A 12,350-nucleotide genomic window follows, 5' to 3' on the forward strand; every position below is an offset into this window, starting at 1 on the left:
GATGATCGAGCAACATCGTCGTCTCCAGGTTGAATGGATGCAACCTCAGTCTGGCCTCAGACTTGGTCGCTATCCACCCCCATGGAATCTTCGCGGAGCTCGCAATGACGAAATCAAGACCGTTACCCGCACGACGCTTCGCCTACGGCTCTCACCGGTGCCCGAAGATCGCACTTCCCACGCGGACATGGGTGGCGCCGAGCATGATCGCGGTCACAAAATCCGCGCTCATGCCCATCGACAGGTTCTTCAGGCCATTGCGCGCCGCGATCTTGGCGGTGAGAGCAAAGTGCGCCGCCGGCGGTTCGTCGATCGGCGGGATGCACATCAGGCCGGAAATCGTCAGCCCATAGGTGTCGCGGCAGCTCGCCAGGAAGGCATCGGCCTCGCCGGGCGCGACGCCGGCCTTCTGCGGCTCCTCGCCGGTGTTGATCTGGACGAACAGCTGCGGGTGCTTGTTCTGGGATTCGATTTCCTTGGCTAACGCTTGGCAAATGCTCGGACGGTCGACCGAATGGATGGCATCGAACAGCGCGACCGCCTCCTTCGCCTTGTTGGATTGCAGCGGCCCGATCAAATGCAGCGCGACGTCCGAGTAGACAGACATTAACGCGGGCCACTTGCCTTTGGCCTCCTGGACCCGATTCTCGCCGAATACGCGCTGTCCGGCGTCGATCACCGGGGTAATCATATCCGCGGCGAAAGTCTTGGACACGGCGATCAGCGTCACGGAGGCGCGATCGCGCTGCGCATCCTTGCAGGCACGTGCAATTTCGGCCTCAACTGCGGCGAGTCCGTTTGGTGAGTGGCCGGTTGCCGGCGCGGCGTTGGCTTCTGTCATGACGTCGATCAGTTGTGGTCGTAACCGCAGGTAAGTCCAATTTTACCGAGTTCAAGAAAGAGTTTTTGAACCCTTCGCTTTACCTTGCCCATGGGGTGGGTAGCGAAGATGGCAAGCGTCAGTCTCAACCGCAAACGAGCCAAACTCAAGCAGGTTCTCGGAATCCGGGCGCGGCTCGCGTTGCTCGCGGTGATTCTGGTCGCCCCCTTGATGCTCGAGCGCATCCGTTCGCTCGAAGACACGCGCGCGCGGCAGATCGCGCAGGCCGCCGCCGAATTCACCACGGTCGCAAGGCACAGCGCCGATGCGCAGCGCGAGGTGATCTCGTCGGTCGAGACCATCCTGAAATCGGAGGCCTTCATCCGGGCCTCCGCCGGCGGCATCAGCAAGAGCTGCGACGTGCTGCGTGCGAGCCTGCCGTCGAGCCTGCCCTGGATCCGCACGCTTCTGATCGCGGGCCAGGACGGCCGCATCCAGTGCGCCACCAACAACATGTATGTCGGCCTCGATCTCAGTGACCGGCCCTACTTCCTGCAGGCACAGGAAACCGGCCGCTTCGTGCTGAGCGACTTCATCCTGTCCCGGCCCGCGCCGACGCCGACCGTCATGGCGGCTTACCCGGTGTCCGCCTTCAGCGGCGTCCCGGATGCCGTCGTGCTCGCCACCGTCAACCTCGACTGGATGTCGAAGGTTATGAGCAATCTCGGCGGACGCGCCGGCATCACGGCGGTTCTCGTCGACAGCGCCGGCGCCGTACTGGCCGCGCCCGCCGACCAGCACAGCGCGGTCGGCCGTCCCCTCGACAACATGCCGCTGATGTCGGCGATCGCCGACAGGGCGCTGCGGTCCGACCAGGATGAAGGCGCGCTGTCCTTTCTAGCTGCCGACGGCTCCCGCCGCGCGGTCAGCTACATCCGCATCGCCGGCACCAATGCGCGCCTGATCGCGAGCATCGACGAGGACAAGGTGTCCGCGGCGGTGAGCCGCGACATCCGCACCGCCTATCTTCAGCTCGCCTTCGTCGTCGTGTTCGTCCTGCTCGGCGCGCTGATCGCCGCCGAGAAACTGGTGATCAAGCCGATCGAGATGCTGGCCGACATGGCCAAGCGTCTCGGCGAAGGCGATCTGTCGGCGCGGGCGGCGCGTACTCGCCTGCCCGCCGAGTTCGTGCCGCTGGCCCGCGCGTTCAATGCGATGGCCGCGCAATTGAGTCAGCGCGAGCGCGAGCTGATCGCGAGCAACGACCGCCTAACGGTGATGGCATCGATCGACATGCTGTCCGGTCTCGCAAACCGTCGCGGCTTCCAGAGCCGGCTCGATTTCGAATGGATGCGCGCCCAGCAATATGGCAGCGACCTCGCGCTTCTGATGATCGACGTCGACCACTTCAAGCTCTTCAACGATACTTATGGCCATCTCGAAGGCGATTCCTGCCTGACCCGGCTCGGCGAATCGCTGTCCGGCATTGCCGCCGACACGATGGGTTTCGCGGCGCGCTATGGCGGCGAGGAATTCTGTCTGCTGCTGCCGAACACCGACGTGGCCCGCGCCGTCGAAATCGGCGAACTCGTGCGCGCGGCCGTGTTGAAACTCTGCCTGCCGCACATCACCTCCGCGCATATGATCGTCACCGTCTCGATCGGCGTTGCAGCGACGAAGCCAAACGAGACACTGCGCCCCGGTGACCTCATCGAAGCCGCCGACGCCGCGCTCTACGCCGCAAAACACCGCGGCCGCAACAACGTCGTCGAGCACGGCGTGCAGGCGATCGAGACCGGCGCGACTGAGATCGCGATGGCAGGCTAGCCGGCCACCCGCCCCGCTCGAGCGCGCGCTCCGCAACGGCGCGATTGCGGGCGCTGAGCTTTGCAAGATAGAGCGCGCGGTTGCCGCGCGCGAGACTGGCGCTCAGCTCGTTAATTGCACCTCAAACTGGACCTACCTCGGTAGCGAACCGGAAGTTTGAAGCGGAAAACGTGAAATCTGTCGGCGTTCGGCAACCCATTGACCCCTTACAGGCTTTTATGGCCTAGTCCGCCGTCTTTAGCCGGCCGAACCCACGAAAACCCAACGATTCCATGACCTCCGAACGCTACAATGCTCGCGACGCCGAACCGCGCTGGCAACGCCTCTGGGACGAACAGGCGATCTTCGTCTCCCGAAACGACGATCCGCGGCCGAAATATTACGTCCTCGAGATGTTCCCCTACCCCTCCGGGCGCATCCATATCGGTCATGTCCGCAACTATACACTCGGCGACGTACTGGCCCGGTTCATGCGCGCCAAGGGGTTCAACGTGCTGCACCCGATGGGCTGGGACGCCTTCGGCCTGCCGGCCGAGAACGCCGCGATCGAGCGCAAGGTGGCACCCAAGGCCTGGACCTACGACAACATCGCCGCGATGAAGAAGCAGCTCCGCTCGATCGGGCTGTCGCTGGACTGGTCCAGAGAGATCGCGACCTGCGATCCCTCCTACTACAAGCACCAGCAGAAGATGTTTCTCGACTTCCTGCGCGAAGGGCTCGCCGAGCGCGAGAAGCGCAAGGTGAACTGGGACCCCGTCGACATGACCGTGCTCGCCAACGAGCAGGTAATCGACGGCCGTGGCTGGCGTTCCGGCGCCGTCGTCGAGCAGCGCGAGATGAACCAGTGGGTCTTCAAGATCACGAAGTACTCGCAGGAGCTGCTGTCGGCGCTGGACGGGCTCCACCGCTGGCCCGACAAGGTGCGGCTAATGCAGCGCAACTGGATCGGCCGCTCGGAAGGCCTGTTGATCCGCTTTGCGCTGGACGCGGCGACGACGCCGGCCGGCGAAAGCGAGCTGAAGATTTTCACGACGCGCCCGGACACGCTGTTCGGCGCGAGGTTCATGGCGATCTCGGCGGATCATCCGCTGGCGCAGGCGGCCGCCGCGAAGAACCCTGCGCTTGCGGAGTTCATCACCGAGATCAAGAAGATCGGCACCGCGCAGGAGGTCATCGACACCGCGGAGAAGCAGGGCTTCGACACCGGCATCCGCGCGGTGCACCCGTTCGATTCCTCCTGGAAGCTGCCGGTTTATGTCGCCAACTTCGTGCTGATGGAATACGGCACCGGCGCGATCTTCGGCTGCCCCGCGCACGACCAGCGCGACCTCGACTTCGTCAACAAGTACAACCTCGGCAACACGCCGGTGGTGTGCCCCGAGGGGCAGGATCCCAAATCGTTCGTCATCACCGATACCGCCTATGACGGTGACGGCCGCATGATCAATTCCCGCTTCCTCGACGGCATGACGATCGATCAGGCCAAGGAAGAGGTGGCGAAGCGGCTTGAAGGCGAGCTGCGCGGCAACGCGCCGGTCGGCGAGCGGCAGGTTAATTTCCGCCTGCGCGACTGGGGCATTTCGCGCCAGCGCTATTGGGGCTGCCCGATTCCCGTCATCCATTGCCCGAAATGCGATGTGGTGCCGGTGCCGGATGCCGATTTGCCGGTGAAGCTGCCGGATGATGCGACATTCGACAGGCCGGGCAACGCGCTCGATCATCATCCGACCTGGAAACACGTCACCTGCCCGAAATGCGGGGCTAAGGCGCAGCGTGAGACCGACACCATGGACACTTTCGTGGATTCGTCCTGGTACTTCGCGCGCTTCACCGATCCCTGGAACGAGAGCGCGCCGACGACGCCTGCGGTCGCCAACCGGATGCTGCCGGTTGATCAGTATATCGGCGGCGTCGAGCACGCGATCCTGCATCTGCTCTACAGCCGCTTCTTCACTCGCGCGATGAAGGCGACTGGACACATCGCGCTCGACGAGCCGTTTGCCGGCATGTTCACACAAGGCATGGTGGTGCACGAGACCTACCAGAAGGCCGACGGCTCCTATGTGCAGCCGGCCGAGGTCAAGGTCGAGGTTGGCGGCAATGGTCGCCGCGCCACGCTGCTCGCGACCGGCGAAGACATCCAGATCGGTCCGATCGAGAAGATGTCGAAGTCGAAGAAGAACACTGTCGATCCCGACGACATCATCGAGACCTACGGCGCCGACGTCGCCCGCTGGTTCATGCTGTCAGACTCCCCGCCCGATCGCGACGTGATCTGGAGCGACGAGCGCGTCCAGGGCGCATCGCGCTTCGTGCAGCGGCTGTGGCGGCTGGTGAACGATGCGAAGGAACTCGGCAAGGACGCGCCGGCGGCCCGGCCGGCTTCGTTCGGAGCAGATGCCACGGCCTTGCGCAAGGCCGCCCATGGCGCCCTGGACAAGGTCACGACCGGCATCGAGCGACTGCATTTCAATGTCTGCCTGGCCCATATCCGCGAATTCGCCAATGCCCTGTCCGAGGTGCTCCAGCGCCCCGGCCAGCCTGCCGCGGACCTGGCCTGGGCCATCCGGGAGGCCAGCCAGATCCTGGTCCAGCTGTTCTCCCCGATGATGCCGCATCTGGCCGAGGAGTGCTGGCAGGCTTTGGGCCAGAGCGGGCTGGTTTCGGAGGCCAATTGGCCCCAAATCGAACGCGATTTGCTGGTTGAAGACAGCGTGACCCTGGTGGTTCAGGTCAACGGCAAGAAGCGGGGTGAGGTCACAGTTGCAACACTGGCCCAGAATCCGGAAATCGAGGCTGCCGTTTTGGCCCTCGATGCGGTAAAGCTGGCCCTGGACGGCAAGCCCGTCCGCAAGGTGATCATCGTCCCCAAGAGGATCGTGAATGTTGTCGGCTAGGATCCGCATCGCAGCCCGCTTGCTGGCGGTCGCCGCCCTGGCGGCGCTGACGGCCGGCTGCTTCCAGCCGATGTATGCCGAACGCAACGACGGCACCCCTGGGCTGCGCGAGAAGCTGATGGGCGTCGAGCTGCCGCCGATCGCCAAAGCGAACGCCTCCCGCGAGGCGCGCGTTGGCGTCGAGGTCCGCAATGCCCTGGCCTTCAAGCTCTACGGCACGGCGACGGGAATGCCGCCGACCCACCGCCTGGAGATCCGCTTCACCACCTCCCGCTCGTCCCTGATCGTGAGCGCCGCGACGGGACTGCCGACCAGCGAAAATTACGGCATCGATGCGCAATACAATCTGATCGACGTCGCGACCGGAAAATCGGTGATGACCGGGACCACCTTCTCGCGTGTGTCCTACGACATGCCCGGCTCCTATCAGCGCTTCTCCCGCAACCGCGCCGTGCGCGACGCCGAAGATCGTGCCGCCAACGAGATCGCGGAGAACATCAACACCCGGCTCGCCTCGTTCTTCACCGCGGGTACCTGACCCTCGCGGTCATTCCGGGGCATGCGAAGCATGAACCCGGTATCCAGAAACTGCAGATACAGATTCCGGGTTCGGCTCTTCGAGCCGCCCCGGAATGACGCCCTTGAGGCAACATGGTCGCGCTGCGCGGAAAAGAGATCGATGCCTTCCTCGCCCGCCCCGATGCGGGCCGAGCGATCATCCTGCTCTACGGTCCCGACGCGGGCCTCGTGCGCGAGCGCGCCGATGCGCTGATCGCATCCGCCGTCGACGATCCCAACGATCCATTCTCGCTGGTCAAGCTCGACGGCGACGAGCTCTCCGCCGAGCCGTCGCGCCTCGTCGACGAGGCCATGACGGTGCCGCTGTTCGGCGGCCGCCGCGCCATCCGCGTCCGCGCCGGCTCGCGCAGCTTTACCAGCGGCATCGACACCCTGGCCGAGATGAACGTAAAGGATTGCCGCATCGTGATCGAGGCCGGCGAGCTGCGCCCGGAATCGCCGCTGCGCAAGGCTTGCGAGCGCGCCAAGACGGCGGTCGCGATCGGCTGCTATCCCGACACCGAGCGCGACCTTGCCAAGCTGATGGAGGACGAGCTCCGCATCGCCAATCTGCGCATCGCGCCGGACGCCCGCGCGGCGCTGATGTCGTTCCTTGGCGGCGACCGCCAGGCCTCGCGCAACGAGCTGCGCAAGCTCACGCTCTATGCCCACGGCAAGGGCGAGGTCACGCTGGATGATGTGATGTCCGTGGTTGCCGACGCCTCCGAGCTGAAGCTCGATCCCATCGTCGATGGCGCTTTTGCCGGCCGGCCCGACATTGTCGAGACCGAATTCGCCAAGGCGATGATCGCCGGCACCTATCCCGGCGTGATCATCTCCGCCGCGCAGCGCCAGGCCGCGTGGCTGCACAAATCGGCGCTCGCGATTGCCGACGGGACGCCGGCCTCAGCCGTGCTCGACGGCGGCTTTCCACGGCTGCACTTCTCGCGCAAGCCCGCGGTCGAAACGGCGCTGCGCAATTTCAGCCCGGCCCGGCTCGCCGCCATCATCGAGCAGCTCGCGACCGCCGCGCTCGACACCCGCAAGCAATCCACCCTCGCCGCCGCCATCGCCCAGCGCACGCTGATGGCGATCGCCGCGAATGCGAAGCGGCGAGGCTGAGCCGGCTCTCTCCACGCGTCATCGCGACCGTAACTCTCGCAACGCCGTCATTGCGAGGAGCCCTTGCGACGAAGCAATCCAGAATCCCTCCGCGGAAAGATTCTGGATTTGCTTCGCTTCGCTCACAATGACGATGTGGAAGTAGATTCGATCAGAAACTCAGCCTCATTCCGGGATGCCTGACGGAGGCGAACCCGGAACGACGCGCAAGCTACAGCGCGCCCTTCGCGAGCCGCTTCATCACCTCGTCGAGCTGATCGAGGTTGCGATAGTTGATCTGCACGGAGCCGCCAGGATCGCGGTGATTGACCGTGACCTTGAGACCGAGCGCGTCGCTGACGCGCTTTTCGAGATCGACCGTATCGGGGTCCTTTTCCTTCGCCCCAGCGCGCGCCTTCTGCGGCTTGCGCTCCGGCACGCCCTCTTCATGCGCAAGCGCCTCGGTCTGACGGACGTTGAGGCCCTCCTCGACGATGCGCTTGGCGGCCGCGAGCGGATCGGGCACGCCGATCAGTGCGCGAGCATGGCCAGCCGTCAGCTCGCCGGTTGCGATCAAGGCCTGCACCTCGGCCGGCAGCTTCGTCAGACGCATCATGTTGGCGACGTGGCTGCGGCTCTTGCCGACGACTTTTGCGATGTCGTCCTGGCTGCGTTTGAACTCGTTGGCAAGCGCGTGATAGCCCTGCGCCTCTTCCATCGGGTTGAGGTCTTCGCGCTGCACGTTCTCGACGATCGCGAACTCCAGCGCATCGCTGTCGCTGATGTCGACCGGGACGATCGGCACTTCATGCAGGCCAGCCATTTGCGAGGCGCGCCAGCGCCGCTCGCCGGCGATGATCTCGTAGCGATCCTGCGCGCCCTTCACCGGACGCACCACGATCGGCTGGATCACACCGTGCTGCTTGATGGAGTCGGAGAGCTCCTTGAGCTCGGCCTCCGAAAAGGTGCGACGCGGATTGCGCGGATTGGCTTTGATGAATTCGATCGGCACCTTGCGCTGCGCGCGCGGGCGATCGACATGCTGAGCCTCGCCGCCGACATCACCGATCAGACTCGCAAGACCCCGGCCCAGTCGCGAACGCGCTTCGTCGGCCATCGCCAGCTCCCTTGGATTCACTTGAGCGCACTCCAGAACTGAATTTCGAATCGTAGGGTGGGTTAGCGAAGCGTAACCCACCTCTTTTGTTTCCGTGGAGATAGACATGGTGGGTTACGCCTTCGGCTAACCCACCCTACAAGTCAGATCAATGCGTCGTCCGCAGCTCGCGCTCGCGCTGGATCACCTCGGTGGCGAGCCGCAAATACGCTTCGCTGCCGACGCATTTGAGGTCGTAGACCAGCACCGGCTTGCCGTAGGACGGCGCTTCCGAGATGCGCACGTTGCGCGGGATCATTGTCTTGTAGACTTTCTCGCCCATGAACTGGCGGACGTCGGCGACGACCTGGTTCGAGAGGTTGTTACGCGAGTCGAACATGGTCAGCACGATGCCGTGGATCGACAGGTTCGGGTTGAGCGTCGAGCGCACCTGCTCCACGGTCTGCAGCAATTGCGACAGACCTTCGAGCGCGAAGAATTCGCATTGCAGCGGTACCAGGATCGCATCGGACGCCGCCATGGCGTTGACCGTGAGCAGGTTGAGCGAAGGCGGGCAGTCGATCAGCACGTACGTGTAGTCGGCATCCGGCGAGACATTGTTGTTGAGCGCACCGATGGCGTCGCGCAGCTTGAAGGCGCGGCCGGGCGTGGTGCCGAGCTCGAGTTCAAGGCCGGACAGATCCATGGTCGAGGGCGCGATGTGCAGCCGCGGCACCGCGGTCGAGACCACAGCCTCGCGCAAGGCGGCTTCGCCGACCAGCACGTCGTAGGTCGAACAGCTACGGTTGCGGCGATCGATGCCGAGGCCGGTCGAGGCGTTGCCCTGCGGATCGAGATCGACGATCAGGACGCGTTCGCCAATCGCGGCGAGCGCCGTGCCGAGGTTAATCGCTGTGGTTGTTTTTCCGACGCCGCCCTTCTGATTTGCCAGCGCCAGGATGCGCGGGTGGCCATGCGGCACCTCAGCTGCCTGTTCTTGCGCGGTCTTTTCTTGCTGCGGCTCGTCAATCACGGTCATCGCAATTCCCCACTCAAACCCCTTAGCGCCTCAGCTCCGCCGTTCGGCGGTCTCAAGCTCCACGATCCAGCCGTCGCCGGTGCGGCTTGGATGAAGCCGAGGCCGAATATTCCAATGTTTAGCGGCTTCGGTCAATTCAGCCTCTACATCTTGACCCTTGAGAAATAACGCTTTTGCGCCCTGGCGTATCAGCGGCTCCGCAAAGCCGATGAGTTGATGTAGCGGAGCGAGCGCACGCGCGGTGACGCAATCGACGGGGCCGGTGATTCTATCCACATTATCCCCGATTTCAGCGAGATGTACGATCCCCGGAGATGTCGTGACGCGGATCGCTTCGCGCAGGAACGCGGCCTTTTTGGCGATTCGCTCGACAAGATGGACGCGAGCATCGGGCCTCCCGGCCATGGCGCAGGCCAGGACGATGCCCGGAAAGCCACCGCCGCTGCCGAGGTCGGCCCATCGTTTTGCCGCCGGTGCGAGATCCACGAGCTGAAGCGAGTCGGCGATGTGCCGGGTCCAAAGGTGCGGCAGGGTCGATGGCGCAACGAGGTTGGTCTTGGCCTGCCACTCGCGGAGCAAGGCGATGTAGCGATCGAGCCGGTCTTCCGTTTCAACCGAAACAGGCGCGAGCTTGAGCGCCGCAATCTTGTCAGCAGCGATGACGGCGTCCAGCGATTGATCGTTGGTGCCGGCGTTGTCGATCTTCGGTCTGATCAGCCTCGGCTCGGGCCGTCGACCGGCACCCTCGCCCGCCGCAGGTTTTCCTGATGACGATCTGCCGCCCCCCGGCCCGCGCTGTTTCACGTGAAACCTCTATGCAATCGCCTTTGAGGTCTTCCGTGCCTCACGCCGCAGATAGGCTGCGAGAATGCCGAGCGCCGCCGGCGTCATCCCATCGATCCGGCCGGCCTGGCCGACCGTGAACGGTCGGGCCTTCTCCAGCTTGGTCCGCACCTCATTGGAGAGACCGGGGACCTGCTGATAATCGACCTCCGACAGCACCATCCCCTCGTCGCGCCGGAAGGCTTCGACGTCGGCGCTCTGGCGCTCCAGATAGACGTCGTATTTGGCGTCGGTTTCGAGGTGGGTCGCGATGACGGGGTCGATCGCCGACAGCTCCGGCCAGATCGCCCGGACCTGGCTCCAGCCGATATCCGGATAGGCCATCAGTTCGAAGGCGGACCGGCGCTGGCCATCGCGGTTCAGGGAGAGTCCGTGCTTGATCGCCTCGTTCGGGGTGATCGCAAGCGACTTCGAGAGCGCGCGGGCTGCGTTCAGCGCATCCATCTTGGCGCGATGATGCTGCATGCGGGCACTGCCGACACACCCCAAGGCGATGCCCTTCTCGGTCAGACGTTGATCCGCATTGTCGGCCCGCAGCGTCAGCCGGTATTCCGCCCGGGAGGTGAACATCCGATAGGGCTCGCTGATCCCGCGGGTGACGAGATCGTCGATCATCACACCGAGATAGCCATCCGCCCGGTCGAACACCGTTAGCGCCGCCCCGCTCGCGGAGAGCGCTGCGTTGACGCCGGCCACGATGCCCTGCCCGGCGGCTTCTTCGTATCCGGTGGTGCCGTTGATCTGCCCGGCCAGGAACAGACCGCGCAGACGCTTGGTCTGGAGGGTCGGATCGAGCTCGCGGGGATCGATGTGGTCGTATTCGATGGCGTACCCCGGACGGACCATCTTCACCCGCTCCAGGCCGGGGATGCTGGCGAGGATCGCGAGCTGGACCTCCTCAGGGAGCGAGGTCGAGACGCCGTTGGGATAGACAGTCGTATCGTCGAGCCCTTCCGGCTCCAGGAAGATCTGATGGCCGTCACGGTCGCCGAAGCGGACGATCTTATCCTCGATTGACGGACAATAACGCGGACCGGAACTCTTGATCTGGCCGGAATACATCGGGGAGCGATGGACATTGGCGCGGATCACCTCATGCGTCGCCGAGGTGGTCCGGGTGATGCCGCACTGGATCTGCGACGTCGTGATCCGTTCCGTCATCACCGAGAACGGCTCAGGCGGTTCGTCTCCGGGCTGCATTTCGACCGCCGACCAATCGATCGTGGTGCCGTCCAGGCGGGGGGGAGTCCCCGTCTTCAGCCGCCCGAGGGTGAAGCCGGCGCGCTCAAAGGAGCCAGAAAGGCCCATCGCCGGTGCCTCGCCGACGCGACCGGCGGGCCAATTCTTCTCCCCGAGATGGATCAGACCGCGCAGGAAGGTGCCGGTGGTGACGACAATCGCCCCTGCCCGAAGCTTCCGGCCGTCGGTCAGGCGCAGGCCGATGACCCGGCCTTCCACCACGATCAGCTCGTCGGCCTCCCCCCCGAGGACGGAAAGACCCTCGGTCTCCCGGATCGCGGCCTGCATCGCGGCCGCATAGAGCCTTCGGTCGGCCTGAGCGCGAGGACCACGGACCGCCGGGCCCTTGCGGCGATTGAGGACACGAAATTGGATGCCGCCGGCATCGGCGACCCGGCCCATCAGACCATCGAGCGCATCGACTTCGCGGACCAGATGACCCTTGCCGAGACCGCCAATGGCGGGGTTGCAGGACATCGCGCCGACGGTCGAGAAACGATGCGTCACAAGAGCGGTTGTTGCACCCATCCGAGCAGCAGCCGCCGCGGCCTCACAGCCGGCGTGACCGCCGCCAATGACGATGACGTCGTAGTTCTCTCGCTCTGTTCGCATGAGCCAACTTCTAGCTCAGAGGTGTGAAAGCCGGAAGTGGAAACTAGGCGGAGATGTTTCACGTGAAACGGAGCATTCGAGGGGAAAGCGATTCCGCGAAAACAACCCCATGCACAGTAGACGAGCTATTGAACCTGCTGCGTTTCAGGTGAAACAAAATCACTTGATCAAAAGATATCGCCGCGACGCGATCCCAGAATCTTTCGTGGGCAGTCTGGATTATCGTGCAGTGATGCTCGTAAGGGCGGCCGGCGCCCCAACCGTTTCACGAGGCAAAGGAACCACAGCATTTGTTCACGTGAAACGCAAAGAGTGGAA

The 12,350-nt window shown here is 64.3% G+C and carries 9 protein-coding genes; 4 read left to right on the forward strand and 5 right to left on the reverse strand.

What is annotated here, in order from left to right; all coding sequences use genetic code 11:
* Positions 1-151: 151 nt before the first annotated feature.
* Positions 152-841, reverse strand: a complete 690-nt coding sequence (locus IVA87_RS03100) for a YggS family pyridoxal phosphate-dependent enzyme (protein ID WP_247294868.1) — start codon at positions 839-841, stop codon at positions 152-154.
* A 108-nt stretch (positions 842-949) separates the two neighbouring features.
* Between IVA87_RS03100 and IVA87_RS03105 the strand changes: the two genes are divergently transcribed.
* The 4 genes from IVA87_RS03105 (at position 950) to holA (ending at position 7,224) form a co-directional block, all read left to right on the forward strand.
* On the forward strand, positions 950-2,647 hold the full coding sequence (locus tag IVA87_RS03105; RefSeq protein WP_247294870.1) for a diguanylate cyclase: 1,698 nt from the start codon (positions 950-952) through the stop codon (positions 2,645-2,647).
* Positions 2,648-2,919: 272 nt separating this feature from the next.
* On the forward strand, positions 2,920-5,544 hold the full coding sequence (leuS, locus tag IVA87_RS03110; protein WP_247294872.1) for a leucine--tRNA ligase: 2,625 nt from the start codon (positions 2,920-2,922) through the stop codon (positions 5,542-5,544).
* The gene (gene lptE, locus IVA87_RS03115) at positions 5,531-6,082 is read left to right on the forward strand and encodes an LPS assembly lipoprotein LptE (RefSeq protein ID WP_247294874.1); all 552 of its coding nucleotides are present in this window, start codon (positions 5,531-5,533) and stop codon (positions 6,080-6,082) included. The genes leuS and lptE overlap by 14 nt, the downstream gene beginning before the upstream one ends.
* Before the next feature lie 113 nt (positions 6,083-6,195).
* Positions 6,196-7,224: a DNA polymerase III subunit delta gene (gene holA, locus IVA87_RS03120; protein WP_247294879.1), complete on the forward strand. Its 1,029-nt coding sequence runs from the start codon at positions 6,196-6,198 to the stop codon at positions 7,222-7,224.
* A gap of 211 nt (positions 7,225-7,435) precedes the next feature.
* On the opposite strand, the gene IVA87_RS03125 is transcribed toward holA, so the two are convergent.
* The 4 genes from IVA87_RS03125 to mnmG all read right to left on the reverse strand — a co-directional run bounded on the left by IVA87_RS03125 (position 7,436) and on the right by mnmG (position 12,032).
* A complete protein-coding gene (locus IVA87_RS03125) occupies positions 7,436-8,320 on the reverse strand; it encodes a ParB/RepB/Spo0J family partition protein (RefSeq protein WP_247294881.1) in 885 nt (294 codons plus the stop codon).
* A gap of 148 nt (positions 8,321-8,468) precedes the next feature.
* The gene (locus IVA87_RS03130) at positions 8,469-9,338 is read right to left on the reverse strand and encodes a ParA family protein (RefSeq protein WP_247294883.1); all 870 of its coding nucleotides are present in this window, start codon (positions 9,336-9,338) and stop codon (positions 8,469-8,471) included.
* 30 nt (positions 9,339-9,368) lie between these two features.
* Positions 9,369-10,010 carry a 16S rRNA (guanine(527)-N(7))-methyltransferase RsmG gene (gene rsmG, locus IVA87_RS03135; RefSeq protein ID WP_247295052.1) on the reverse strand — a complete coding sequence of 214 codons (642 nt, stop codon included), beginning with the start codon at positions 10,008-10,010 and terminating at the stop codon, positions 9,369-9,371.
* Positions 10,011-10,151: 141 nt separating this feature from the next.
* Positions 10,152-12,032, reverse strand: coding sequence for a tRNA uridine-5-carboxymethylaminomethyl(34) synthesis enzyme MnmG (gene mnmG / locus IVA87_RS03140; RefSeq protein ID WP_247294885.1), 1,881 nt, complete (start codon positions 12,030-12,032; stop codon positions 10,152-10,154).
* Positions 12,033-12,350: the final 318 nt, after the last annotated feature.

Source organism: Bradyrhizobium sp. 147, assembly GCF_023073935.1.
Taxonomy (GTDB): Bacteria; Pseudomonadota; Alphaproteobacteria; order Rhizobiales; family Xanthobacteraceae; genus Bradyrhizobium.